The organism is Bradyrhizobium sp. Rc2d (assembly GCF_900099855.1).
Taxonomy (GTDB): domain Bacteria; phylum Pseudomonadota; class Alphaproteobacteria; order Rhizobiales; family Xanthobacteraceae; genus Bradyrhizobium.
In genome coordinates, this window is record NZ_FNCU01000030.1 from 40,138 (window position 1) to 66,584 (window position 26,447).

Sequence of the window (26,447 nt, forward strand, 5' to 3'; positions counted from 1 at the left end):
TTTGCCAGCGCTGTCATTCCAGGGCGCGCCACGCGCGAGCCCGGAAATCCATCGCGTCACCAACTCTGCAGCTCAATGGATTCCAGGCCTGCGCCTGTCGGCGCATCCCGGAATGACGGACCGGGTATGGCTGCTATCGCGGCAAGCCCGACAAATGGGCATCCACCGACTTGAACGGGGGAGGCGAAAGGGATAACCACCCGTCTCAGTTTTCCCCTCCTTACGTGTCTAAAGGACAGGTTCACATGGCGCGCGACAAGATTGCTTTGATTGGCTCCGGCCAGATCGGCGGAACGCTGGCTCACCTCATCGGCCTGAAAGAACTGGGCGACGTCGTGATGTTCGACATCGCCGAGGGCGTGCCGCAGGGCAAGGCACTCGACATCGCGCAGTCCTCGCCGGTCGACGGCTTTGACGCGCACTACAGCGGCGCGAACTCCTACGAAGCGCTCGACAACGCAAAAGTTTGCATCGTCACCGCCGGCGTGCCGCGCAAGCCCGGCATGAGCCGCGACGACCTCCTCTCCATCAACCTCAAGGTCATGGAGCAGGTCGGTGCCGGCATCAAGAAGTACGCTCCCGACGCTTTCGTCATCTGCATCACCAACCCGCTCGACGCGATGGTGTGGGCGCTTCAGAAGGCCTCGGGCCTGCCGCACAAGAAAGTCGTCGGCATGGCCGGCGTGCTGGATTCGGCGCGCTTCCGCTACTTCCTGGCCGATGAGTTCAACGTCTCGGTCGAGGACGTCACCGCCTTCGTGCTCGGCGGCCATGGCGACACCATGGTGCCGCTGGTGAAGTACTCCACCGTCGCCGGCATCCCGCTGCCCGACCTCGTCAAGATGGGCTGGACCTCGCAGGCGCGTCTCGATGAGATCGTCGACCGCACCCGCAACGGCGGCGCCGAGATCGTCAACCTGCTCAAGACCGGTTCGGCCTTCTATGCGCCGGCGGCGTCGGCAATCGCGATGGCCGAGAGCTATCTGCGGGACAAGAAGCGCGTGCTGCCCTGCGCCGCCTACCTGAACGGCGAGTACAGCGTGAAGGACATGTATGTCGGCGTGCCCGTCGTGATCGGCTCCAAGGGCGTCGAGCGCGTGGTCGAGATCGAACTCGCCGGCAAGGACCGCGAGGCCTTCGACAAGTCGGTCGGCGCCGTGCAGGGCCTGGTCGACGCCTGCAAGAAGATCGCCCCCGATCTTCTCGGCCGCTAAGCGCCAGCAATTCCCGCCGAAGCCCGAAAACCGGTCTTCGGCGGTTTCATTTCCGGGGCCTGGGTGTCCGGGCGGGCTCCGGGTCAGCCAGTGATCTCGCAGTTCAGAGATCTCGATTTAAAGAATCCGGGTTGCAGTTCCTGTGGTATATGGTATGCCAGCCACAAGACTGAGGGGGGCCCTTGAGGTCACCGCCCGCGGGTTCAGGGAGCGACCATATGAATATCCATGAGTACCAGGCCAAAGCGCTGCTGAGCGAGTTCGGCGTGCCGATTTCCAAGGGCGTGCCCGTCCTGAAGCCCGCTGACGCGGAAGCCGCCGCCAAGGCGCTGCCCGGTCCGGTCTGGGTGGTGAAGAGCCAGATCCACGCCGGCGGCCGCGGCAAGGGCAAGTTCAAGGAAGCCAGCGCCGGCGACAAGGGCGGCGTCCGCATCGCCAAGTCGGCCGCCGAGGTCTCCGAATTTGCCAAGCAGATGCTGGGCGCCACGCTCGTGACCGTGCAGACCGGTCCTGCCGGCAAGCAGGTCAACCGCCTCTACATCGAGGACGGCTCCGACATCGACAAGGAATTCTACCTCTCGATCCTGGTCGACCGCGAGACGTCGCGCGTCTCCTTCGTCGTCTCGACCGAGGGCGGCGTCAACATCGAGGAGGTCGCGCACAACACGCCTGAGAAGATCGTGACCTTCTCGGTCGATCCGGCGACCGGCGTCATGGGCCATCACGGCCGCACGGTTGCGAAGGCGCTGAACTTGTCAGGTGATCTCGCCAAGCAGGCCGAGAAGCTCACCGCGCAGCTCTACGCCGCCTTTGTCGCCAAGGACATGTCGATGCTGGAGATCAACCCGCTGGTCGTGACCAAGCAGGGTCAGCTCCGCGTGCTCGACGCCAAGGTCTCGTTCGACGACAACGCGCTGTTCCGTCACCCCGAGGTGCTCGCGCTGCGCGACGAGACGGAGGAAGACGCCAAGGAAATCGAGGCGTCGAAATACGATCTCAACTACGTCACGCTCGACGGCAATATCGGCTGCATGGTCAACGGCGCCGGCCTTGCCATGGCGACGATGGACATCATCAAGCTCTACGGCATGTCGCCGGCCAACTTCCTCGACGTCGGCGGCAGCGCCAGCAAGGAAAAGGTCGCGGCCGCCTTCAAGATCATCACCGCGGATCCCAACGTGAAGGGCATCCTGGTCAACATCTTCGGTGGCATCATGAAGTGCGACGTGATCGCCGAGGGCGTCACCGCCGCTGTGCGCGAGGTCGGCCTCAGCGTCCCGCTGGTGGTCCGCCTCGAAGGCACCAATGTCGAGCTCGGCAAGAAGATCATCCGTGAATCCGGCCTGAACGTGGTGCCGGCCGACAATCTCGACGACGCCGCGCAGAAGATCGTGAAGGCCGTCAAGGGAGGCTAAGGCCATGGCCCAGGACCATCTCGCCGCATCATCTCCGCTCCCCGAACACACGCGCCTCGCCGCGTTCGCCGGCGAATGGAATGGCGAAGAGATGGTCTTTCCGTCGCGCTGGACGGAGGGCGGGCCGGCCACCTCGCACGTCGTCGCGCGCATGGACCTCAACGGGTTCTATCTGATCCAGGACTCGGTCCAGATGCGCGACGGCAAGCAAATCTTCGCCACCCACGGCATCTTCACCTACGACCGTGACGACCGGACCTACAAATTGTTCTGGTACGACTCGCTCGGCTACACGCCGCCCTCGCCCGCCTCCGGCGGCTGGGTTGGCAAGACCCTGACGCTGGTGCGCGGCTCGCTCCGCGGCAATGCGCGCCACGTCTACGAGATCATCGACGACAATTCTTATTCGTTGAAGATCCAGTTCTCGCCGGACGCGGAAGGTTGGGCCGACGTGCTCACCGGCGTCTACCGCCGCATCCACTGACCTCTCACTCGTTAGTTCGCGAAAGCAGATCTCATGTCCATCCTGATCGACAAGAACACCAAGGTCATCTGCCAGGGCTTTACCGGCAAGAACGGCACCTTCCACTCGGAGGCCGCGCTTGCCTATGGCACCAAGATGGTCGGCGGCACCTCGCCGGGCAAAGGCGGCGCGACCCATCTGGGCCTGCCGGTGTTCGACACCGTGCGCGAGGCGCGTGAGAAGACCGGCGCCGATGCGTCGGTGATCTACGTGCCCCCGCCGGGTGCGGCGGACGCGATCTGCGAAGCCATCGATGCCGAGATCCCGCTGATCGTCTGCATCACCGAGGGCATTCCGGTCGTCGACATGGTGCGCGTGAAGCGCTCGCTGATCGGCTCCAAGTCGCGCCTGATCGGGCCGAACTGCCCGGGCGTCATGACCGCCGGCGAGTGCAAGATCGGCATCATGCCGGCCAACATCTTCAAGACCGGCAGCGTCGGGATCGTCTCCCGCTCCGGCACGCTGACCTATGAAGCCGTGTTCCAGACCTCCCAGGAAGGCCTCGGCCAGACCACCGCGGTCGGCATCGGCGGCGACCCGGTCAAGGGCACCGAGTTCATCGACGTGCTGGAGATGCTGCTCGCCGACCCCAAGACCGAATCGATCATCATGATCGGCGAGATCGGCGGTTCCGCCGAGGAAGACGCCGCCCAGTTCCTCAAGGACGAGGCCAAGCGCGGCCGCAAGAAGCCGATGGTCGGCTTCATCGCCGGTGTCACGGCACCTCCCGGCCGCCGCATGGGCCATGCCGGCGCGATCATCTCGGGCGGCAAGGGCGATGCCGGATCCAAGACCGAAGCGATGAAATCGGCCGGAATCACCGTCTCTCCGTCGCCCGCGCGCCTCGGACATACGCTTGCCGAAAAGTTGAAAGGCTAATTCACTTCTTCGTGCTTTTCCGGGCGAAGTTTCGCAGCAAATAGGGTAAAGGGTGCCTGTCGCGCCGAGCCTCTGCCGGGAGCTCGGCGCCAGCGCCGTTTGTTATGCGCGAACCGAAATCGCCAGGAACTCCAGTATGTCTCGCCAGGACGCGAACGCAGCCTTTGCCCTCTCATCCTTTTTGCAGGGCACCAACGCCACCTACATCGACGAAATCTACGCCCGCTACGAGAAGGATCCGTCCTCGGTCGACGCCGAATGGCGGGAGTTCTTCAAGAGCCTGAACGACCAGCCCGGTGACATCAGCAAGAACGCCGAAGGCCCGTCCTGGGAGCGCGCCAACTGGCCGCTGACCCCACAGGACGACCTCACCTCGGCCCTCGACGGCAATTGGGCCGAAGTCGAGAAGGCGGTCGGCGGCAAGATTGCCGCCAAGGCGCAGGCCAAGGGGGCCGGCCTCTCGTCGGCCGACCTGCTCCAGGCCACGCGCGACTCCGTCCGCGCGCTGATGCTGATCCGCTCCTACCGCATGCGCGGTCATTTCCACGCCAAGCTTGATCCGCTCGGCATCGAAGCCCCGCGCAACCGCGAAGAGCTCGACCCGCGCACCTACGGCTTCAGCGAAGCCGATTTCGACCGCAAGATCTTCCTCGATCACGTGCTCGGTCTCGAATACGGCACGCTGCGCGAGATCACCGCGATCTGCGAGCGCACCTACTGCCAGACGCTCGGCGTCGAGTTCATGCATATCAGCAATGCCGCGCAGAAGGCCTGGATCCAGGAGCGCATCGAGGGACCGGACAAGGAGATCTCGTTCACCCGCGAGGGTCGCAGAGCCATCCTGATGAAGCTGATCGAAACCGAAGGCTTCGAAAAATTCTGCGACACCAAGTTCACCGGCACCAAGCGCTTCGGTCTCGACGGCGGTGAATCGCTGATTCCCGCGCTGGAGCAGATCATCAAGCGCGGCGGCAATCTCGGCGTGAAGGAGATCGTGCTCGGCATGCCGCATCGCGGCCGCCTCAACGTGCTGACGCAGGTGATGGGCAAGTCGCACCGCGCGCTGTTTCACGAGTTCAAGGGCGGCTCCGCCAACCCGGAGGACGTCGAAGGCTCCGGCGACGTCAAGTATCACCTTGGCGCCTCCTCGGACCGCGAGTTCGACGGCAACCGCATCCATCTGTCGCTGACCGCGAACCCCTCGCATCTCGAGATCGTCGATCCCGTCGTGCTCGGCAAGGTCCGCGCCAAGCAGGACCAGCACGGCGATCCGCCGGACATGCGCATCTCCGTCATGCCGCTGCTGATGCACGGCGACGCGGCGTTCGCCGGCCAGGGCGTGGTCGCGGAGTGCTTCGGCTTGTCCGACCTGAAGGGCTACCGCACCGGCGGCTCGGTGCACTTCATCGTCAACAATCAGATCGGCTTCACCACCTATCCGCGCTACTCGCGCTCCTCGCCCTATCCGTCCGACGTGGCGAAGATGATCGACGCGCCGATCTTCCACGTGAACGGCGACGATCCGGAAGCCGTCGTGTTCGCGGCCAAGGTTGCCACCGAGTTCCGGCAGAAATTCCACAAGCCCGTCGTCATCGACATGTTCTGCTACCGCAGGCATGGCCATAACGAGGGCGACGAGCCGGCCTTCACCCAGCCGGTGATGTACAAGAGGATCGCGGCTCATCCCTCGACGCTGGAGCTCTACTCGCGGCGTCTGGTCAGCGAAGGCGTGATCACCGAGGGCGAGGTCGACAAGGCCAAGGCCGACTGGCGCGCGCGGCTCGATGCCGAGTTCGAGGCCGGCACGTCCTACAAGCCGAACAAGGCCGACTGGCTCGACGGCAAATGGGCGGGCTTCAAGATCGCCGATCAGGAGGAGGATGCGCGCCGCGGCGTCACCGGCGTCGACCTTCCGATCCTGAAGGACATCGGCCGCAAGATCACCAAGGTGCCGGACGGCTTCCGCGTCCACCGCACCATCCAGCGCTTCCTGGAAAACCGCGCCAAGGCGATCGACAGCGGCAATGGCATCGACTGGGCGACCGGCGAGGCGCTGGCGTTCTGCACGCTACTCCATGAAAACCATCACGTCCGTCTGTCGGGACAGGATTCGGAGCGCGGCACCTTCTCGCAGCGTCACTCGGTCCTGATCGACCAGGAGGACGAGAGCCGCTACACGCCGTTCAACCATCTCGGCAGCGAGCAGGGCCATTACGAGGTCATCAACTCGCTGCTGTCGGAAGAGGCCGTGCTCGGCTTCGAATACGGCTATTCGCTCGCCGAGCCGAACACGCTCACGCTGTGGGAAGCCCAGTTCGGCGACTTCGCCAACGGCGCGCAGGTCGTGTTCGACCAGTTCATCTCCTCGGGCGAACGCAAATGGCTGCGCATGTCCGGCCTCGTCTGCCTCTTGCCGCACGGCTATGAGGGCCAGGGACCGGAGCACTCCTCGGCGCGTCTCGAGCGTTACTTGCAGATGTGCGCGGAAGACAACATGCAGGTGGTCTACCCGACCACGCCGGCGAACTACTTCCATGTGCTGCGGCGCCAACTCCACCGCGAGATCCGCAAGCCGCTGATCATGATGACGCCGAAGTCGCTGCTGCGTCACAAGCGGGCGGTGTCGCGTCTCGAAGAGCTCGCGAAGGGCACGAGCTTCCACCGCATCCTCTATGATGACGCCCAGATGCAGCCGAACGAGGCGAGCAAGCTCGTCCCGGACGAGAAGATCCGCCGTATCGTGCTCTGCTCCGGCAAGGTCTATTACGATCTCTACGAGGAGCGCGAGAAGCGCGGCATCGACGACATCTATCTGATGCGCGTCGAGCAGCTCTATCCGGTGCCGCTGAAGGCGCTGGTGGTCGAGCTGTCCCGCTTCAAGAAGGCGGAAGTGGTGTGGTGCCAGGAAGAGCCCCGCAACATGGGTGCCTGGCACTTCATCGAGCCCTATCTGGAATGGGTGCTGAACCAGGTGCACGGTGCGAGCCGGCGTCCGCGTTATGTCGGCCGCGCCGCCTCGGCCGCGACCGCCACGGGTCTGATGTCCAAGCATCAGGCGCAGCTGAAGGCGTTCCTGGACGAAGCACTGAGCTAGGCAATTTTAGACTGAGTCATGCCCCGCCTTGTGCGCAGTTGCGCAACTAGGGCGGGGCATCCAGTACTCTGCGGCGTTCGTTCTGATCACCAACGTCTCGGCGTACTGGATCGTTCGCCCCCGTGCGGAATTGCGCACAAGGCGGGCGATGACACCCGAGAATTCATGACCGCATTGGCGATCCCCTTAAGGAAAAGACCATGACTGAAATTCGTGTGCCGACGCTCGGCGAATCCGTCACCGAGGCCACCATCGGCCGCTGGTTCAAGAAGGCCGGCGATCCCGTCGCCGTCGACGAGCCCTTGGTGGAGCTCGAGACCGACAAGGTCACCATCGAAGTCCCGGCGCCCTCAGCTGGCACGCTGAGCGAGATCATCGCCGCCGACGGTGCGACCGTTGCGGTCGGCGCGCTGCTCGGCCAGATCACGGAAGGCGCAGGCGCTGCAAAGCCCGCCGCTGCTCCCGCCAAGGCTGCCGCTGCTCCGGCTGCCGCTGCAGCCGCTGCTGCACCGGCCGCGGCCGCGAAGGCGCCGCCGGCTGATGCGCCACTCGCCCCGTCGGTGCGCAAGCTATCGGCCGAGACCGGCATCGACGCCTCGACCGTTCCGGGCTCCGGCAAGGACGGCCGCGTCACCAAGGGCGACATGCTCGCCGCGATCGAGCGTGCGGCCTCCGCGCCGACCCCGGTCAACCAGCCCGCCGCCGCCGTTCAAGTGCGTGCGCCGTCGCCGGCCGATGACGCCGCCCGCGAGGAGCGCGTCAAGATGACCCGCCTGCGCCAGACCATCGCGCGCCGGCTCAAGGACGTGCAGAACACCGCGGCCATGCTCACGACCTTCAACGAGGTCGATATGACCAACGTCATGGCGCTGCGTGCCCACTACAAGGACGCGTTCGAGAAGAAGCATGGCGCCAAGCTCGGCTTCATGGGCTTCTTCACCAAGGCTGTCGTGCAGGCGCTGAAGGACATCCCGGCCGTCAACGCCGAGATCGACGGCAGCGACCTGATCTACAAGAACTATTACCACGTCGGCGTTGCTGTCGGCACCGACAAGGGCCTCGTCGTCCCCGTGGTGCGCGACTGCGACCACAAGTCGATCTCCGACATCGAGAAGAGCATCGCTGATTTCGGTCGCCGCGCCCGCGACGGCCAGCTCAAGATCGACGAGATGCAGGGCGGCACCTTCACCATCACCAATGGCGGCATCTACGGCTCGCTGATGTCGACCCCGATCCTGAACGCGCCGCAGTCCGGCATTTTGGGCATGCACAAGATTCAGGAGCGGCCGATGGTCGTCGGCGGCAAGGTCGAGGTCCGCCCGATGATGTACCTGGCGCTGTCCTATGATCACCGCGTGATCGACGGCAAGGAAGCCGTGACCTTCCTGGTCCGCGTCAAGGAGAGCCTGGAAGATCCGGCGCGGCTGGTGCTCGATCTCTGATCCCTGATGCTTTGCGAGCGCCGTCGCAACTAAACGCGACGGCGCATGTCGAACCATGGAGGCGCGCATGACGGATAAAGTCGTTGTCATCACCGGCGGCAGCCGCGGCATCGGGCGGGCGACTGCGCTTGCGGCGGCCGCGCGCGGCTTCCGCGTCGTGGTCGGCTACGCCAGCAACAAGCAGGCTGCGGACGAGGTCGTGGCCGCGATCGAAGCCAAGAACGGCAAGGCCATCGCGGTGAAATGCGATGTCGCGGAGGAAAGCGACATCCTCGAACTGTTCAAGCAAGCCGACAAGTTCGGCACGCTGGGCGCGCTCGTCAACAATGGCGGCATCGTCGGCAAGAGCGGCGTGCGCGTCGACGAGATGTCCGCCGAGCGCATCCAGCGGGTGATGGCGGTGAACGTCACCGGCTCCATCCTCTGCGCGCGCGAGGCGGTGAAGCGGATGTCGACCAAGCATGGCGGCAAAGGCGGCGTCATCGTCAACCTGTCGTCGGTCGCGGCCAAGCTCGGCTCACCCAATACCTATGTCGATTATGCGGCGTCCAAGGGCGCGATCGATTCCTTCACCGTCGGGCTCGGCTACGAGGTCGCAAGCGAAGGCATCCGCGTCGCAGGCATTCGCCCCGGCCTGATCGACACCGACATCCACGCCGCCGGCGGCGAGCCCGACCGTGCCCATCGTCTCGCCCATCTGGTGCCGATGAAGCGCGTCGGCACCGCCGACGAAATCGCCAACGCCATCGTCTGGCTGCTGTCGGACGAGGCGTCCTACGTCACCTCAGCCATTCTCGATGTGTCCGGCGGACGCTGACACATCCTCACGCTAAACCTACGGGACTTCCTCTCATGGCTACCTACGATCTCGTCGTCATCGGCACCGGACCGGGCGGATATGTCTGCGCGGTGCGCGCAGCCCAGCTCGGCATGAAAGTCGCCGTGGTCGAAAAGAACGCCACGCTCGGCGGCACCTGCCTCAATGTCGGCTGCATGCCGTCGAAGGCGCTGCTGCATGCCTCCGAAATGTTCGAGGAAGCCGGCCATTCCTTCGCGAAAATGGGCGTGAGCGTTTCCGCGCCGAAGCTCGATTTGCCCTCGATGATGAACTTCAAGCAGCAGGGCATCGACGGCAACGTCAAGGGCGTCGAGTTCTTGATGAAGAAGAACAAGATCGACGTGCTCAAGGGCACCGGCAAGATCTTGGGCACCGGCAAGGTCGAAGTCTCCGCCGACGGCAAGGCGCAGGTGGTCGAGACCAAGAACATCGTGATCGCGACCGGCTCGGATATCGCACGTCTCAAGGGCATCGAGATCGACGAGAAGCGCATCGTCTCCTCGACCGGCGCGCTGTCGCTGGAGAAGGTGCCCGGCAGATTGCTGGTCATTGGTGCCGGCGTGATCGGGCTCGAACTTGGCTCTGTGTGGCGCCGGCTCGGATCCGAGGTCATGGTGGTGGAATTCCTCGATCGCATTCTGCCCGGCATGGACGGCGAGGTCGCACGGCAATTCCAGCGGATGCTCGAAAAGCAGGGATTTGCATTCAAGCTGGATTCGAAGGTCACCGGCGTCGAAGCCAACAGCAAGGCGTTGCTCGCGAAAATCGAACCGGCTGCCGGCGGTGCCGCCGAGACCATTGAAGCCGACGTCGTTCTGGTCTGCATCGGCCGCACGCCCTACACCGATGGCCTCGGCCTGAAGGAGGCCGGCGTCGCGCTCGACGCGCGCGGCCGGGTCCAGATCGATCCGCATTTCGCCACCAGCCTGAAGGGCGTCTACGCCATCGGCGACGTCGTCGCAGGACCCATGCTCGCGCACAAGGCCGAGGATGAGGGCGTGGCGGTCGCCGAGATCATCGCCGGGCAAGCCGGCCACGTGAACTACGATGTCATCCCCGGCGTCGTGTATACCACGCCGGAAGTGTCCTCCGTCGGCAAGACCGAGGAGGAACTCAAGCAGGCCGGCGTCGCCTATACCGTCGGGAAGTTTCCCTTTACCGCCAACGGCCGTTCCAAGGTCAATCAGACCACCGACGGTTTTGTGAAGATTCTCGCAGATGCGAAGACCGATCGCGTGCTCGGCGTGCACATTATTGGCCGCGAAGCCGGCGAAATGATCCATGAAGCCTGCGTTCTCATGGAATTTGGCGGCAGTGCGGAGGATCTCGCCCGCACCTGCCACGCGCACCCGACCCGCTCGGAAGCGGTCAAGGAAGCCGCGCTTGCAGTCGGCAAGCGGGCCATCCATATGTAGTTTACGGCCCGAGCCGAATCGGGCGGGACAACACATGCTGCGCCGCCTTCTTCAACCGGTCTGGGTCCTGCTTGCGATCGTCTTCCTGATCGAAGCCTGGCTGTGGGACCATCTCGAGCCGATCGTTGCAAAAGTCGTCGCGGCCATCCCGCTCGCGCGCTTCAAGCAATGGCTGACGGAGCGCGTCGATGCGCTGTCGCCGGCCATGACGCTGATCGTGTTCGCGGTCCCCATCATCCCGCTGTTTCCGCTCAAGCTGGTCGGCCTGTGGCTGCTCGCGCACGAATACTGGACCAGCGCGGTGTTCACGATCGTGTTCGCGAAGATGCTCGGCGTCGGCGTCACCGCCTTCGTGTTCGACGTGACGCGCGACAAGCTTCTGGAGATGCACTGGTTCGAGCGGATCTATGAGCTCGTGCTGAAAGTGCGCGCCAAGGCCGCCGAGCTGGTCGATCCGATCAAGCGGCGCATCCGCGAGCTGATCACCGGCAACGGCGAGGGGTGGTCGTCACGGACGCTCCGCCTGATCCAGCGTTTTCGCAAAAGCGTGCACGAGGCGCGCTAGCTGTTCGCGTCATACTCGCTACCATCGCCACACACGCGCTGTCATCGCCCGGCTTGACCGGGCGATCCAGTATTCCAGAGACGTCAGTCGAATACGGAAGTGCCGCGGCGTACTGGATGCCCCGGTCGAGCCGGGGCATGACAGCGGAATGTGTGGCGGCGGATTCGCTGCGCCGTCGTTACGCGCGCCCTCAATGCAAATGCAAGAGATGCGGCCACCACAGGCCGAGCGCAGTCATGATCAGGCCTGCGAGCGTCAGCACGCCGCTGACATAAGCGAGCGCGAACATGCCGGTGATGATGGTGGCTGACGCCAGCACGATGCCGATCTGGAACGCGGCCGAGGCCAGCTCGAAATGATGGTACTTCGCGGTCGCCTCGTCGCGATCGTGCTCGGCATGCTTGGCCTTCTCCGCGAGCTGCTCGGTGCCCTCGCCGGTCTCGGGCTCGGAGCGGTAGCGCTGCGCGGTCTTGGTCCAGTCGTCGACCTGCTTCTGCACCGCCGCCTTCATGGCGTCGTCGGTCGTGCCCCCCAGCGTCAGCTTGCCCTGCTCGGCCGCGGTCGCCACCACGGTGCGGCGGATGCTCTTGGCCTGAAAGAACGCCCAGAGATTGGCGGCCTCGACGTTCTTGCTGATCGATTCGGTCTGGGCGCCCTTGCCGAGCGTCTCCGAGATCGCCAGGAACAGCGCCAGAACCGCGATCAGGAGCGCGATCTTCTTGTTCGAGCCGGACGCGTGTTCGGCGTGCTCGGCATGCTCCATGCTTTCATGTGCGCTCATATGTCCTCCTGATCGGTTCCGCAACGATTGACCGAACCGCGTGCGCCGCGCAAGAGGCAAGCAAGTTATGACATCAGTGTGTCACCGTCGTGGATGCGCGCTCGCATAGACTTCGAGCAGCCGCTCGGAATCGATGCCGGTATAGACCTGCGTGGTCGAGAGCGAGGAATGGCCGAGCAGTTCCTGGATCGCGCGTAAGTCGCCGCCGCGCGAGAGCAGATGCGTGGCGAAGGAATGGCGGAGCGCGTGCGGGGTGGCGCTGTCGGGCAGGCCGAGCGCCCCGCGCAGCCGCTCCATCGCGAGCTGGATGATGCGCGGGCTCAAGGGCCCGCCGCGCGCGCCGACGAAGATCGGACCCTCTGCGGGCAGGGGATACGGGCACATCGCAACGTACTCTTGCACCAGCTCGAGCACGTTTTGCAGCACCGGCACCATGCGGGTCTTGTTGCCTTTGCCCGTGACGACGAGCACGTCGCCCTCGCCCGGCCGCGGCACTTCGCGGCGCTTGAGGCCGAGCGCTTCGGAGATGCGCAGGCCCGAGCCGTACAGCAGCGCCATCACCGCAGCATCGCGTGCCAAAATCCACGTCTCGCGTTCCTCGCCGGCGCGTTCGTCGGCATCGGCAAGCCGTTTGGCCGACGCCATCGGCAGCGGCTTTGGCAGGCTTTTTGCGACTTTTGGCGCGCGGATGGCGGACAATGCGCCGACCTTGCCTTTGCCTTCGCGCTCCAAAAAACGTCCGAACGAGCGCAGGCCCGCGAGCGCGCGCATCAGCGAGCGGCCGGCAATGTCGTCGGCGCGGCGCATCGCCATGAAGGCGCGCACATCAGTGGCTTCCAGCGCGGCGAACCGCGCGAGCGTGACGCGCTCGCCCCAATGAGAGCAGAGAAAATCCAGGCATTGCCGCAAGTCGCGGCCATAGGCCTCCAGCGTCTTCGGCGACAGCCGCCGCTCGGCGCCGAGATGCGACAGCCAGCGCGCCATCTCCTGCGCGATCGAGGGATCGGCGCTGGCGAGCTCGATGGGTGGGGCGGCCGCTTTGCTCATGCGCTCTGGACGTGGTGATTCCGCACAGTATATCGCATCACACTCGTTTATCGTTCGCTAAGGCCGGCCCGTGGCGCTAGCCTCGAGGCCCCAGGTTCCGATTCTCAATCCATGGATCACACACCGCGCAGCACGACCGCCACCGCCAACGCGACCCGCATGGTCGACGTGCTGGTGCCGGTCGCGCTCGACCAGACCTATTCCTACAAGGTGCCGCGCGGCATGGAGCTGAAGGCCGGCGATCTCGTCGGCGTGCCGCTCGGCCCGCGCGAGGTACTGGCCGTGGTCTGGGCTGAAAACGCCAATCCCGATCCGCGCCTCCACAACCGTCTCAAGGACGTCAGCGAGAAGCTCGACATCCCGCCGCTCAAGCCCGAGCTGCGCTCGGTCGTCGATTGGGTTGCCAATTACACGCTGAGCCCGCGCGGCATGGTGCTGCGCATGTGCCTGCGGATGGGCGAGAATCTCGGCCCCGAACGGGCGCGCCCCGGCGTGCGCCTGGTCGGTGATCCCCCGAAGCGACTGACGCCGGCGCGGCAGCGGCTGATCGCGGTGCTGTCGGACCGGCTGCTGCACGGCAAGTCCGAAGCCGCCAAGGAGGCGGGCGTCTCGGCCGGCGTGATCGATGGCCTGGTCGACGAAGGCACGCTCACGATCGAACCGATGCCGCCGCCTCCGCCGCCGCCCGCACCCGATCCGGATTTTGGCCGGCCGGATTTCACACCGCTCCAGCGCGCCGCGGTCGATACGATGCGCGCGCTCGCCGCCAACGGCACCTTCCACGTCGCGCTGCTCGACGGCGTCACCGGCTCGGGCAAGACCGAGGTCTATTTCGAGGCGGTCGCCGAAGCCATTCGTCGTGGCAAACAGTCGCTGATCCTGATGCCGGAGATCGCGCTCACCGGCCAATTTCTCGACCGCTTCGCGCAGCGCTTCGGCGTGCGGCCGATCGAATGGCATTCGGAGCTGACGCCGCGCACTCGCGCGCGCAATTGGGCGGCAATCTCTGCAGGCACCGCGCCGGTCGTGGTCGGCGCGCGCTCGGCGCTGTTTCTGCCTTACGCCAATCTCGGCCTCATCGTGGTCGATGAAGAGCACGACCAGGCCTACAAGCAGGACGACGGCGTACATTACCACGCCCGCGACATGGCGGTGGTGCGCGCGCATATCGCCAAAATTCCGGTCGTGCTGGCCTCCGCGACGCCGTCGGTCGAGTCCGAGGTCAATGCGCGCAAGAACCGCTACCAGCGCATCGCGCTGCCCTCGCGCTTCGGCGGCCAGCACATGCCGCATATCGAGGCGATCGATCTGCGGCGCGAGCCGCCCGCGCGCGGCCGCTTCATCTCGCCCCGGCTTGCCGGCGAGATCAAGATCGCGATCGAGCGGCGCGAGCAGGCGCTGTTGTTCCTCAATCGCCGCGGCTATGCGCCGCTGACGCTGTGCCGTGCCTGCGGCCATCGCTTCGCCTGCACCATCTGCGATGCCTGGCTGGTCGATCATCGCTTTCGTCAGCGCCTGGTCTGCCATCACTGCGGCTTCTCGATGCCGCGTCCGCACATCTGTCCGAACTGTTCGGCGGAAGAATCGCTTGTGGCGGTCGGGCCCGGCGTCGAGCGCTTGCAGGAGGAGGCGGCCGCGCTGTTCCCGGACGCGCGCACCATGGTGCTGTCGAGCGATCTCATCACCTCGATCGAGACGATGCGCAGCGAGCTCGCCGAAATCGCCGAGGGTCGTGTCGACATCATCATTGGCACGCAGCTGGTGGCAAAAGGCCACAACTTCCCGCGACTCAATCTGGTCGGCGTGGTCGATGCGGATCTCGGCCTCTCCAACGGCGACCCGCGCGCGGCGGAACGCACCTGGCAATTGCTCAACCAGGTGATCGGCCGCGCCGGGCGCGAGCAGGGCCGCGGCGTCGGCTATCTCCAGACCCACCAGCCCGATCATCCCGTGATGAAGGCGCTGATCGCCTGCGACCGCGAGGCCTTTTACGACAGCGAGATCGACCTGCGCGAACGCACGCTCTATCCGCCGTTCGGCCGGCTCGCGAGCCTGATCATCTCCGCGGGCGACCGCCCGAGCGCGGAAGGTTTCGGCCGCCGTCTGGTGGCGCTGGCGCCGCGCGACGAGCGCGTGGTGGTGCTGGGGCCTGCGGAAGCGCCGCTCGCCGTCATCAAGGGCCGCTACCGCTTCCGCATCCTGGTGAAATCGGCGCGCGGCTTCGACCTGTCGGACTATCTGCGCAACTGGCTCGCCGTGTGTCCGAAGCCGAAGGGCAATCTGAAGCTCGAGGTCGACGTCGATCCGCAGAGCTTTTTATAGTCCTCGCGCTTTCGTAGGGTGGGCAAAGCGTGCGTCTTCGTTCGGAGAACGAAGGCGCAGGCGTGCCCACTAGGGTGTCTCGATTGCGGCAACGGAATTGGTGGGCACGCTCCCGCCGCCGCTCTGCGAGCGCCGGCGAATGCTTTGCCCACCCTACGGCTGCTTTAGTAGGGTGGGCACACTCTCTCCACGTCATTGCGAGCGAAGCGAAGCAATCCAGACTGTCTCCGCGGAGGCACTCTGGATTGCTTCGTCGCAAGGGCTCCTCGCAATGACGGCGGAGGCCAACAAAAAAAGCCCGCGGTCCCCCAAGACCACGGGCTTGTTTCAGGCGCGCATCAAACTGATGAAAACTGCGCGTGCGAGGCGCTTGGAGCGCGCCTTAGGAGACGACTTCCGCGGTGACGCGGCCGACGCCGGCGCCGGTGAGGCCGATGGCGCGGGCTGCGCCCGTGGAGAGGTCGAGCACACGGCCGCGAATGAACGGGCCGCGGTCATTGATGGTGACGATGACGCTCTGGCCGCCATGGGTGACGCGCAGCTTGGTGCCGAACGGCAGCGAGCGGTGCGCTGCGGTCAAGGCGTTCTGGTTGAAGCGCTGGCCCGAGGCGGTCCGGCTGCCGGACTCGTTGCCGTAATAGGAGGCCATGCCGGAGAAGCTGCGGCCCGTGCCCGACGACGGCGTCATCGCGGCGTTGGCATTGCGCCAATCGGAGTTCGCGTTGGTATCGTTCTGGACGTGGTGGCGGTGATGGTGATGCCGGTGATGCCTGGATTTGGCGGAAGCTTCGGTGGCAGTTCCACCGATGACGAGAGTTGCGGCAACGAAAGCAATCGCCGTGCGCGGCCGGGTCACAAAGCCCAGCGTCTTCAAAGACAGCATATAGTGGTCCCTAAGCTAGTATTGCCACATATGTGGCTAGTGGAGCCCCCATCAGTTTGTGAGCGGGATCGCGTTTCCTTTCGCAATGCGGCGTGAATTGGGCAGTAAATCTGTTCTGTTTCGTCATGAAATATCTTGTTACCTGCCTCTGATATTCAGGCGATGTTCCGTAATCTTTTGCTTTAACAATTCATTAATCAGACCATTACTTGCGAATACTGTAGAATGAAGTCATCGCCGTTAGCGTTTAGAATTGGGTAAGTATTCCTCGAGTGGAACCGACGTGACGGGACTCACGTCTCTGCGATCTGTGTTCATGGCGGCTATGCGCTGGGAGCAGGAACCAATGGGCGCCGGCCGGCTGCAAGGCTCGCGGCAATTCCGTGGCGCGGCAGGTGATCAACGTCATTCGCGGCGTGCGACGAACTGGCGACAGAACGCCATGCCTTTAATTTGGCGTCATGTTGCACCTGCGCGCCTGCTATGTTAGCAAAGCCGCGATTTTAACGAGCCCGGCACCTCCCGTGCTGGTCGAAAATCGAAGTCCCGCTTGAATTCCAAGGGCTTGGATCGCTAGGCGCCGCTTCGTGGCGACGGTTTTTCCCTTGCGAGTTTGACAGCAAAAAGAGCGCGTCTGTGGCTGCAGAAGATACGTCCGTTTCAGGTGTGTCCGGCCGTTATGCAACGGCCTTGTTCGAACTGGCCCGCGACCAGAAAGTGGTCGACGAGGTCAAAGCCGATCTCGACAAATTCGATGCCTTGCTCAACGAAAGCGCCGATCTGAAGCGCCTCGTCCGCAGCCCGGTGTTCGCGGCCGACGCCCAGTCCAGGGCGCTGTCGGCCGTGCTGGCCAAGGCCGGCATCGCCGGCATCTCCGCCAATTTCCTGAAAGTGCTGACGGCCAACCGCCGCCTGTTCGCGGTGTCGGACGTCATCCGCGCCTACGGCGCCCTCGTCGCCAAGTTCAAGGGCGAGACGACGGCCGACGTCACCGTCGCGGAAGCGCTCTCGGACAAGAATCTCGACGCCCTCAAGGTTGCCCTGAAGTCGGTGACCGGCAAGGACGTCGCGCTGAACGTGAAAGTCGATCCCTCGATCATCGGTGGCCTCGTCGTCAAGCTGGGCAGCCGCATGGTGGATGGTTCGCTTCGCACCAAACTCAATTCGATCAAGCACGCGATGAAAGAGGCAGGCTGATGGACATCCGCGCCGCGGAAATTTCCGCGATCCTCAAGGACCAGATCAAGAATTTCGGCCAGGAAGCTGAAGTCTCCGAAGTCGGACAGGTGCTGTCCGTCGGCGACGGTATCGCCCGCGTCTATGGTCTGGACAACGTCCAGGCCGGTGAAATGGTCGAGTTCGAGAACGGCACCCGCGGCATGGCGCTGAACCTCGAAACCGACAACGTCGGCGTCGTTATTTTCGGTGCCGACCGCGAGATCAAGGAAGGTCAGACCGTCAAGCGCACCCGCGCCATCGTTGACGCGCCGGTCGGTAAGGGCCTGCTCGGCCGCGTCGTCGACGCGCTCGGCAATCCCATCGACGGCAAGGGGCCGATTCAGGCCGACAAGCGCATGCGCGTCGACGTCAAGGCGCCCGGCATCATTCCGCGCAAGTCGGTGAACGAGCCGATGGCGACCGGCCTCAAGGCGATCGACGCCCTGATCCCGATCGGCCGCGGCCAGCGCGAGCTGATCATCGGCGACCGTCAGACCGGCAAGACCGCGATCGCGCTCGATACCATCCTGAACCAGAAGCCGCTCAACGCGCAGCCCGATGAGAACATCAAGCTGTACTGCGTCTACGTCGCGGTCGGCCAGAAGCGTTCGACCGTCGCCCAGTTCGTCAAGGTGCTGGAAGAGCAGGGCGCGCTCGAATACTCGATCGTCGTCGCCGCCACCGCCTCGGATCCGGCGCCGATGCAGTACATCGCGCCGTTCACCGGCTGCACCATGGGCGAGTACTTCCGCGACAACGGCATGCACGCGGTCATCATCTATGACGATCTGTCCAAGCAGGCCGTCGCCTACCGCCAGATGTCGCTGCTGCTGCGCCGCCCGCCGGGCCGCGAAGCCTATCCGGGCGACGTGTTCTATCTGCACTCCCGCCTGCTCGAGCGCGCGGCGAAGCTGAACAAGGACCATGGCTCGGGCTCGCTGACCGCGCTGCCGGTCATCGAAACCCAGGCCAACGACGTGTCGGCCTACATCCCGACCAACGTCATCTCGATCACCGACGGCCAGATCTTCCTGGAAACCGACCTGTTCTTCCAGGGCATCCGTCCCGCGGTGAACGTCGGTCTGTCGGTGTCGCGCGTCGGCTCCTCGGCGCAGACCAAGGCCACCAAGAAGGTCGCCGGCAAGATCAAGGGCGAGCTGGCGCAGTACCGCGAAATGGCTGCATTCGCGCAGTTCGGCTCCGACTTGGACGCGTCGACCCAGCGCCTGCTCAACCGCGGTTCGCGTCTCACCGAGCTGCTCAAGCAGCCTCAGTTCGCGCCGCTGAAGATGGAAGAGCAGGTTTGCGTGATCTGGGCCGGCACCAACGGCTACCTCGATCCGCTCCCGCTCAACAAGATCAAGGCGTTCGAGGACGGTCTGTTGTCGCTGCTGCGCGGCAAGAACGTCGAGATCCTCAACTCGATCCGCGACACCCGCGACCTCAGCGACGACACCGCCGGCAAGCTGAAGTCGGTGGTCGAAGGCTTTGCGAAGTCCTTCGCATAAGGCCGTTGTGGCCGGGCTAAAGCGCGAAGCGCGTCTTCGCATCTGATGTCCCGGCCATCCACGCGTCGCCGCGTGGAGCGAGAAGACGTGGATGCCCGGGACAAGCCCGGGCATGACGACTGGGATAGGCTAGCGGCTTGATCGTAAGGGGTCGAACCGCCGGGGTGAACGAAGAATGGCCTCACTTAAAGACATGCGGGTGCGCATCGCCTCCACCAAGGCGACGCAAAAGATCACCAAGGCGATGCAGATGGTCGCCGCCTCCAAGCTGCGCCGCGCGCAGACCGCCGCGGAAGCGGCGCGTCCCTATGCCGACAAGATGAGCGCGGTGATCGGTAACATCGCCGGCGCCGCCGCCGGTTCGCCCGGCGCGCCCAAGCTGCTTGCCGGCACCGGCAGGGATCAGGTTCATCTTCTGCTGGTCTGCACCGGCGAACGAGGCCTGTCGGGCGCCTTCAACTCCTCGATCGTGCGTCTTGCCCGCGAGCACGCGCAGTCGCTGATCGCGCAGGGCAAGGAAGTCAAACTCTTCTGCGTCGGCCGCAAGGGCTACGAGCAGCTCCGCCGCCTGTTCGAGAAGCAGATCGTCGAGCACCTCGACCTGCGCAGCGTTCGCCAGCTCGGCTTCGTCAATGCCGAGGACATCGCCAAGAAGGTGCTGGCTCGTTTCGACGCCGGCGAGTTCGACGTCTGCACGCTGTTCTATTCGCGTTTCAAGTCGGTGATCGCGCAGGTCCCGACCGCCCAGCAGATCATCCCGCTGGTGGTCGAGGAAGGCGCTGCCACCACCACGACGGCTTACGAATACGAGCCGGAGGAGGACGAGATTCTCGCCCGCCTGTTGCCGCGCAATCTCGCGGTGCAGATCTTCCGTGCCCTGCTCGAGAACAACGCTTCGTTCTACGGTGCGCAGATGTCGGCGATGGACAACGCCACCCGCAACGCTGGCGAAATGATCCGCAAGCAGACGCTGGTCTACAACCGCACGCGTCAGGCTCAGATCACCAAGGAACTCATCGAAATCATCTCCGGCGCAGAAGCAGTCTGACCGGACACGAAATTCGGATCGAAGGAGACAGTAAATGGCTACAGCAGCCACCCAGATCGGTCGCGTCACCCAGGTCATGGGCGCCGTCGTCGACGTGCAGTTCGAAGGCCACCTGCCGGCCATTCTCAACTCGCTGGAGACCAAGAACGGCAACAACCGCCTGGTGCTCGAAGTCGCGCAGCACCTCGGCGAATCGACCGTCCGCACGATCGCGATGGACGCCACCGAAGGTCTGGTGCGCGGCCAGGAAGTGACCGACACCGGTCAGCCGATCTCGGTGCCCGTGGGTGCCGGTACGCTGGGCCGCATCATGAACGTCATCGGCGAGCCGATCGACGAGGCTGGCCCGATCAAGTCGGAGGGCACTCGCGCCATCCACCAGGAAGCGCCGACCTATACCGACCAGTCGACGGAAGCTGAAATTCTCGTCACCGGCATCAAGGTCGTCGACCTGCTCGCGCCCTACGCCAAGGGCGGCAAGATCGGCCTGTTCGGCGGCGCCGGCGTCGGCAAGACCGTGCTGATTCAGGAGCTGATCAACAACGTCGCCAAGGCGCACGGTGGTTACTCGGTGTTCGCCGGCGTCGGCGAGCGTACCCGCGAGGGCAACGACCTCTATCACGAGTTCATCGAGTCCAAGGTCAACGCCGATCCGCACAATCCGGATCCGAGCGTGAAGTCGAAGTGCGCGCTGGTGTTCGGCCAGATGAACGAGCCGCCGGGCGCCCGTGCCCGCGTCGGCCTCACCGGCCTGACCGTCGCCGAGCACTTCCGCGACCAGGGCCAGGACGTGCTGTTCTTCGTCGACAACATCTTCCGCTTCACCCAGGCCGGTTCGGAAGTGTCGGCGCTGCTCGGTCGTATTCCTTCGGCGGTGGGTTATCAGCCGACGCTCGCCACCGACATGGGCGCGCTGCAGGAGCGCATCACCACCACGCAGAAGGGCTCGATCACCTCGGTGCAGGCCATCTACGTGCCGGCCGACGACTTGACCGACCCGGCGCCCGCGACCTCGTTCGCGCACTTGGACGCCACCACCGTGCTGTCGCGCGCGATCTCGGAAAAGGGCATCTACCCCGCGGTGGATCCGCTCGACTCGACCTCGCGCATGCTCTCGCCGCTCGTCGTCGGCGAAGAGCACTACCAGACCGCCCGCATGGTCCAGCAGGTGCTGCAGCGCTACAAGTCGCTGCAGGACATCATCGCCATTCTCGGCATGGACGAGCTGTCGGAAGAGGACAAGCTGACGGTGGCGCGCGCCCGCAAGATCGAGCGCTTCCTGTCGCAGCCGTTCCACGTCGCCGAAGTCTTCACCGGCTCGCCCGGCAAGTTCGTCGAGCTCGCGGACACCATCAAGGGCTTCCGCGGCCTCTGCGAAGGCAAATATGACCACCTGCCGGAAGCTGCCTTCTACATGGTCGGCACCATCGAAGAAGCCGTCGAGAAGGGCAAGAAGCTGGCCGCTGAAGCGGCTTAAGAAGCGAATGGCGAATGGGGAGTAGCGAATAGTCCGCTGCTCCCAGTTCGCTACCCGCTATTCGCTACTCACCATTCGCAGGTTCTTCATGGCCACCTTCCACTTCGATCTCGTCTCTCCCGAAAAGCTCGCCTTCTCCGGCGAGGTCGATCAGGTCGATATTCCCGGCGCCGAGGGTGATTTCGGCGTGCTCGCCGGACACGCGCCGGTGGTGGCTGCGGTTCGTCCCGGCATTCTCACCATCACCACCGGCGGCACGCATCAGAAGATGATCGTGCTCGGCGGCCTCGCCGAAGTTTCGGAGAACCGCCTCACGGTGCTCGCCGACGTTGCCACCTCGATCCAGGAGATCGATCGCGCGCAGTTCGCCGAGACGATTGCCGAAATGGAAGCAAAGCTTGCCGAGAAGGAAGGCTCTGAGCTTGATCACGCCATCGAGCGGCTCGACCATTACAAGACCATCCAGAACGTGATCGGCACCACGGCTATGCACTAAGCCCCGGGGCACCGCTCCGGGGCTCAAGCTCAAAATTCCCGAATCAACTCAGCGCTCGTCACACCCGTGGCGGGCGCTGAAACTTTGTTGCACCGCGTCGCCGATAACGGCATTCTGCGCCCGCGAATTTGTTCCGGGGCTGGGCAGATGAAACGCAAGATCGCAGCGATTTTCGCAGCCGATATTGCCGGTTACTCGAGACTGGTCGCGGAAGACGAGGAGGAGACGCTGCGGCGTCTCGCCTCCTATCGCGAGGTCGTCGACGATTTCATCGCCAAGTCGGGCGGACGCATCTTCAACACGGCGGGCGATGCCGTGCTCGCGGAATTTCCGAGCGCGGTCGACGCGGTGCGCTGCGCCATCGACATCCAGGAGAGCTTGCGGACCCGCAACATGGCCTATCCGCCGAGCCGGCAGATGTCGTTCCGCATCGGCATCACCATCGGCGATGTCGTCGAGCGCGACGGCGATCTCTTGGGGGACGGCGTCAACATCGCGGCGAGGCTGGAAGGCCTCGCCGAGGTCGGCGGCATCTGCGTCTCCCGCGCCGTGCACGAGCAGGTCGCCAACAAGCTGTCGGTCCAGTTCGCCGATATCGGTGCCCAGGAGGTTAAGAACATCCCGACGCCGGTGCACGCCTACATGGTGGCGATGCGGCGCGAGGACGGGACCTACGCGAAACCGCAGCTGAAGAAGCCGGCCTCCAAGCTGGCCGCCGCGCCCGTGTGGATGTGGCCGCTGGTGGTCGCCGTCGTCTCGATCGTCGCCATCGGCGTCAGCGGCTTTCTCTACAACACCAAGCTCAAGCAGACGGCGAGCATCGCAGCGCCTGCCGCGACGCCCAGTGCAGCTCCGACTGCAAATGCGACGGCGACTAGCCCGATGCCGACTCAAATGGCGAAGACACCGATGGCGCCGCCGAATGCCGGCGCCGCGATGGCGCCGATGCCGGCACCGTCACCGTCGGCTTCGCCGATATCAGGCAAATTTCCTGCCGAGAGCGTGCCCTTCATCAACGAGCGTGTTCGCAATTACCTTGCTGGCGACTATTCCGCTGCCGCCGACTACAAGGCCTTCGCGCTCAATGTCGGCGGCTTCACCGGCTCGGCGTTGAACCAGCCGAACGAAGAGGCCGCGCGCAACATGGCGATCGAGCAGTGCCAGAAGCGCGCCGACGCCGCGCAATCGCCGCGGCGCTGCGAGCTCTATGCGGTCGGCAACACCATCGTTTATGCGCATGGCAAGCCGCCGATGCCATCACAGCCCTTCGTGCGGCACGACGCCATGACCGAGCGGCCGTTCGCGTCGAAAGACTTTCCGATGGTGCGCGATCCCCAGAAAGTCCGGCTCGAGAACATGTTCGTACCGGCCGCGAAATCCCGCTCGGTCGCGCTCGGGCCGGGCGGACAATATTTCATGGTGCTGGGCGCCGCATCGGCCGACGACGCGGCGCGGCGTTCCCTGGAATCGTGCGGCGCCATCGCTGGCGTTGCCTGCCTGGTCGTCGCGATCGACGACAATTTCGTCGTGCCGATCCCGACCCAGTTCAGGATCACCGGCTTCTTCAACGCCGCCTCGAATGCCTCGATCGTGGCGGATGCGCGCGGCGAGGTCATGCGCAAGCTCACGGACACCATGGGCTGGAATGCAGTCGCGGTCGGCACCGCCGGCCGCCCGGGTCTTGGCCTCAAGGCCGATGACGAGCAGACCGCCGTCAATTCCGCGCTCGCCGATTGCGCCAAGCGCGACAGCGATTGCCACGTCATCGCAATCGGCCCGTTCACGGTGGGGCCGATCAATTAAGGCCTGTGGTTGATTTCGCAGTTTTAGTTTCCGAACGTCGCAAACTGCTCTGCCACGGCGCGATAAACGTCGCGGCGGAACGGGACAACGAGATCGGCGACACGGTCGAGGCGCTCCCAGCGCCAGGCGTCGAACTCTGCCGGCTGGCCGTTGCGCGGCGTCAGCGGATCGATCTCGTCGTCCTTGCCGGTGAAGCGCAGCGCGAACCACTTTTGACGCTGGCCGCGGAATTTCGCCAGCCGATGCGTCTGCGGTCCGTCGTAAGGCGGGAATTCATAGGTGAACCACTGGGTCTCGCCGAGATAGTCGGCGCTGACCACGTTGGTCTCCTCCCAGAGCTCGCGCATCGCCGCATCGCGCAGATTCTCGCCTTCGTCGACGCCGCCCTGCGGCATCTGCCAGTCGAGGCCCGGCAGGATGATCTCGGGCCCGTCGCCCTTGAAGCGGTGACCGATCAGCACACGGCCGTCGGCATTGAACAGGGCGATTCCCACGTTGGGGCGGTAGGGTTTTTCATCGGTCACGCGTGGATCTTTCGTTGTCACTCCGGCGGTGCCTTTAGCACCGAACCCGGCGAGACAATTTGATTTACTGATCCGCAAGCGCGGAAAATTCCTTCACCACGCGCTCATAGACCGGGCGCTTGAACGGGATGATCAATCCGGGGAGATTCTTCATCGGCTCCCAGCGCCAGCTCACGAACTCGGCCTTGTGGCCGCCGCCGCCGGGCTTCTCGACATTGATCTCGCTGTCCTTGCCGGTGAAGCGCACCGCGAACCATTTCTGGCGCTGGCCGCGGTAGCGGCCCTTCCAGGCGCGTCCGGCGACCGTGCGCGGAATGTCGTAAATGAGCCAGTCCGGAACCTCGCCGAGCCGCTCGACCGAGCGCACGCTGGTCTCTTCATAAAGCTCGCGCTTGGCGGCTTCCCAAGTGTCCTCGCCGGGATCGACGCCGCCCTGCGGCATCTGCCAGACATGGGCGTCGTCGACATGCTCGATGCCGCCGGCGCGGCGGCCGATGAACACCAGTCCCTTCGTGTTGATCAGCATCACACCGACGCAGGTCCGGTAGGGCAGATCCTCGTAACGCGCCATTCCGCCAGACCCCTCGCATGCTGTTGTCGGTAGGGCCTGAAGCGGCCCCGCGGGGGACCCGTGCCGTACCAATTCGTTGATTTAGCTGGATTTTGATTTCAGCATCGCAGTTGTCAATGGCACCAAAAGGATACCCCGGTCGCCCAAAGTCTTGGTCCAGGCACCGATGCGCTCGATCGAGACCGGCAGGGCCGAGGCGGTGCCGACGGCGATGCCGCGCTCGCGCGCCGTCGCTTCGAGCTTGTTCAGGGCGCGGTCGATCTCGGTCGGGGTCGGCACCACGTCGATCGCAATGTCGCCCTTGCCGAACGGCATCGCCTGGTTGGCCGCGGCCTGGGGCGCGATGCTGCGCGGCGAGGAGCCGTCGTCGAAGAAGCCAAGCCCGCGCTTGGCCGCCTCGCGGATGATCGGCTGCATGGCCGGCTCGGTCGCGATGAAGCGGGCGCCCATGAAATTGGTGAGGCCGGCATAACCCTGCATCCGGCTCAGGTGCCAGTACAGGCGGTCCATGTTCTGGTCGGTGCTGAGCGAGGTCAGCAGCGTCTGCGGTCCGGGATCGTTGTCGGGGAAGTCGTAGGGCTCCATCGGGATCTGGAGGAAGATCTCGTGACGCTGCGCGCGCGCCCGCTCGGCAAGCTTGCCGGGGTCGGACCCGTAGGGTGTGAAGGCCAGCGTTACCGCAGGCGGTAGCTTCATGATCGCATCGGTGGTCTTGGCGGCGCCGACGCCGAGTCCGCCGATCATGATGGCGACCACCGGCATCTTGGCAGCCTTGGCGCGGTCGGCATCGGCCGCGTAGACGTTGAACGGCTTCATGTCGCCGGCGATCACCGGGATCATGCCGTAGCGCGACTTCTCCAGCAGTTTTGGATCGATCCCGGCCATGACAGGCGGCGGTGCCGAAGCCGCTCCGCCCTTGTCGGTGGCCTCGCCGCCGCCGATCACCACGTCATGGCGGGCGCCGGTGGAGCCGTCGATCATGGTGACGGTCTTCTGCTCACCGGGAGCGGCCTGCTTCGGCGCCTCCTTGGTCTCGTGCTTGCCCTCCTGCCTGCTTTCGCCGGCGTGGCCCGAGGCTGCCGGCTTTTCATCCGTGGCTTTGGGCTCGCGGATCGCGATCCGCGTCATCGGCTCGCCGCCGAGCGGATCCTTGTTGAAGATGGCGAAGCTGGCAAAGGTAACCAGAAACAGGAGAAGCAGGACCGCAAGCAGCTGCATGGCCGTGAACGGCAGCCGCAGCTGGCGTTTCCGGCGCGGCTTGTCCTGTCCGAGCGGGGCGCTCAGATCATCGGCCGTTTCAGTCATGCGCGATCCCGAATCACTCGCAATGACGATACCACGCCGAGGTCAAGCGGCGGCAGGCCGGGATAGGCCGGGGATGCGT

22 protein-coding genes are annotated in these 26,447 nt (G+C 64.7%); 16 read left to right on the top strand and 6 right to left on the bottom strand.

The annotated features are described in order from the left end of the window. Positions 1-245: 245 nt before the first annotated feature. The 9 genes from mdh to BLV07_RS29855 all read left to right on the top strand — a co-directional run bounded on the left by mdh (position 246) and on the right by BLV07_RS29855 (position 11,385). Positions 246-1,214, top strand: a complete 969-nt coding sequence (mdh, locus tag BLV07_RS29815) for a malate dehydrogenase (RefSeq protein ID WP_091893088.1) — start codon at positions 246-248, stop codon at positions 1,212-1,214. Positions 1,215-1,432: 218 nt separating this feature from the next. Further along, the gene (gene sucC, locus BLV07_RS29820) at positions 1,433-2,629 is read left to right on the top strand and encodes an ADP-forming succinate--CoA ligase subunit beta (RefSeq protein WP_091893090.1); all 1,197 of its coding nucleotides are present in this window, start codon (positions 1,433-1,435) and stop codon (positions 2,627-2,629) included. Between the two features lie 4 nt (positions 2,630-2,633). Next, positions 2,634-3,113: a DUF1579 family protein gene (locus BLV07_RS29825; RefSeq protein WP_091893092.1), complete on the top strand. Its 480-nt coding sequence runs from the start codon at positions 2,634-2,636 to the stop codon at positions 3,111-3,113. 33 nt (positions 3,114-3,146) lie between these two features. After that, on the top strand, positions 3,147-4,031 hold the full coding sequence (gene sucD, locus BLV07_RS29830) for a succinate--CoA ligase subunit alpha (RefSeq protein WP_091893094.1): 885 nt from the start codon (positions 3,147-3,149) through the stop codon (positions 4,029-4,031). Between the two features lie 136 nt (positions 4,032-4,167). After that, the gene (locus BLV07_RS29835; protein WP_091893096.1) at positions 4,168-7,125 is read left to right on the top strand and encodes a 2-oxoglutarate dehydrogenase E1 component; all 2,958 of its coding nucleotides are present in this window, start codon (positions 4,168-4,170) and stop codon (positions 7,123-7,125) included. A gap of 200 nt (positions 7,126-7,325) precedes the next feature. Beyond that, positions 7,326-8,567, top strand: a complete 1,242-nt coding sequence (gene odhB, locus BLV07_RS29840; protein WP_091893098.1) for a 2-oxoglutarate dehydrogenase complex dihydrolipoyllysine-residue succinyltransferase — start codon at positions 7,326-7,328, stop codon at positions 8,565-8,567. 67 nt (positions 8,568-8,634) lie between these two features. Beyond that, a complete protein-coding gene (locus BLV07_RS29845) occupies positions 8,635-9,384 on the top strand; it encodes an SDR family oxidoreductase (RefSeq protein ID WP_176945847.1) in 750 nt (249 codons plus the stop codon). 35 nt (positions 9,385-9,419) lie between these two features. After that, the gene (gene lpdA, locus BLV07_RS29850) at positions 9,420-10,820 is read left to right on the top strand and encodes a dihydrolipoyl dehydrogenase (RefSeq protein WP_091893102.1); all 1,401 of its coding nucleotides are present in this window, start codon (positions 9,420-9,422) and stop codon (positions 10,818-10,820) included. 34 nt (positions 10,821-10,854) lie between these two features. Further along, complete coding sequence (locus tag BLV07_RS29855; protein ID WP_091893104.1) at positions 10,855-11,385, top strand: hypothetical protein; 531 nt, start codon at positions 10,855-10,857, stop codon at positions 11,383-11,385. Positions 11,386-11,575: 190 nt separating this feature from the next. On the opposite strand, the gene BLV07_RS29860 is transcribed toward BLV07_RS29855, so the two are convergent. Both BLV07_RS29860 and BLV07_RS29865 read right to left on the bottom strand, forming a co-directional pair. Further along, positions 11,576-12,166, bottom strand: a complete 591-nt coding sequence (locus tag BLV07_RS29860; protein ID WP_091893106.1) for a DUF4337 domain-containing protein — start codon at positions 12,164-12,166, stop codon at positions 11,576-11,578. Between the two features lie 81 nt (positions 12,167-12,247). Beyond that, entirely contained in the window at positions 12,248-13,213 is a 966-nt protein-coding gene (locus BLV07_RS29865) for a tyrosine recombinase XerC (RefSeq protein WP_091893108.1), read from the bottom strand. Positions 13,214-13,324: 111 nt separating this feature from the next. Here BLV07_RS29865 and BLV07_RS29870 point away from each other — a divergent pair, with 111 nt between their 5' ends. Then, positions 13,325-15,535 carry a primosomal protein N' gene (locus BLV07_RS29870; protein ID WP_091893110.1) on the top strand — a complete coding sequence of 737 codons (2,211 nt, stop codon included), beginning with the start codon at positions 13,325-13,327 and terminating at the stop codon, positions 15,533-15,535. Between the two features lie 382 nt (positions 15,536-15,917). On the opposite strand, the gene BLV07_RS29875 is transcribed toward BLV07_RS29870, so the two are convergent. Then, positions 15,918-16,418, bottom strand: coding sequence for a septal ring lytic transglycosylase RlpA family protein (locus tag BLV07_RS29875; protein WP_091893112.1), 501 nt, complete (start codon positions 16,416-16,418; stop codon positions 15,918-15,920). A 636-nt stretch (positions 16,419-17,054) separates the two neighbouring features. On the opposite strand from BLV07_RS29875, the gene BLV07_RS29880 reads away from it, so the two are divergent. The 6 genes from BLV07_RS29880 to BLV07_RS29905 all read left to right on the top strand — a co-directional run bounded on the left by BLV07_RS29880 (position 17,055) and on the right by BLV07_RS29905 (position 23,968). Continuing rightward, positions 17,055-17,615 (top strand): F0F1 ATP synthase subunit delta, encoded by a 561-nt coding sequence (locus tag BLV07_RS29880; RefSeq protein ID WP_091893114.1) that lies wholly within the window; start codon positions 17,055-17,057, stop codon positions 17,613-17,615. Beyond that, complete coding sequence (atpA, locus tag BLV07_RS29885; protein ID WP_091893116.1) at positions 17,615-19,144, top strand: F0F1 ATP synthase subunit alpha; 1,530 nt, start codon at positions 17,615-17,617, stop codon at positions 19,142-19,144. The genes BLV07_RS29880 and atpA overlap by 1 nt, the downstream gene beginning before the upstream one ends. A 175-nt stretch (positions 19,145-19,319) precedes the next feature. Next, positions 19,320-20,192 (top strand): F0F1 ATP synthase subunit gamma, encoded by an 873-nt coding sequence (locus tag BLV07_RS29890; RefSeq protein WP_091893118.1) that lies wholly within the window; start codon positions 19,320-19,322, stop codon positions 20,190-20,192. Between the two features lie 34 nt (positions 20,193-20,226). Beyond that, on the top strand, positions 20,227-21,669 hold the full coding sequence (atpD, locus tag BLV07_RS29895) for a F0F1 ATP synthase subunit beta (RefSeq protein ID WP_091893120.1): 1,443 nt from the start codon (positions 20,227-20,229) through the stop codon (positions 21,667-21,669). Positions 21,670-21,757: 88 nt separating this feature from the next. Continuing rightward, positions 21,758-22,165: a F0F1 ATP synthase subunit epsilon gene (locus tag BLV07_RS29900; RefSeq protein WP_091893122.1), complete on the top strand. Its 408-nt coding sequence runs from the start codon at positions 21,758-21,760 to the stop codon at positions 22,163-22,165. A gap of 147 nt (positions 22,166-22,312) precedes the next feature. After that, a complete protein-coding gene (locus BLV07_RS29905; RefSeq protein WP_091893124.1) occupies positions 22,313-23,968 on the top strand; it encodes an adenylate/guanylate cyclase domain-containing protein in 1,656 nt (551 codons plus the stop codon). A gap of 23 nt (positions 23,969-23,991) precedes the next feature. Here BLV07_RS29905 and BLV07_RS29910 read toward each other — a convergent pair whose 3' ends face one another. From BLV07_RS29910 to BLV07_RS29920, 3 genes are all read right to left on the bottom strand, one after another. Then, the gene (locus tag BLV07_RS29910) at positions 23,992-24,492 is read right to left on the bottom strand and encodes an RNA pyrophosphohydrolase (RefSeq protein WP_091893126.1); all 501 of its coding nucleotides are present in this window, start codon (positions 24,490-24,492) and stop codon (positions 23,992-23,994) included. 64 nt (positions 24,493-24,556) lie between these two features. After that, entirely contained in the window at positions 24,557-25,063 is a 507-nt protein-coding gene (locus tag BLV07_RS29915) for an RNA pyrophosphohydrolase (RefSeq protein WP_091893128.1), read from the bottom strand. Positions 25,064-25,144: 81 nt separating this feature from the next. Further along, the gene (locus BLV07_RS29920) at positions 25,145-26,368 is read right to left on the bottom strand and encodes a divergent polysaccharide deacetylase family protein (protein WP_091893130.1); all 1,224 of its coding nucleotides are present in this window, start codon (positions 26,366-26,368) and stop codon (positions 25,145-25,147) included. Positions 26,369-26,447: the final 79 nt, after the last annotated feature.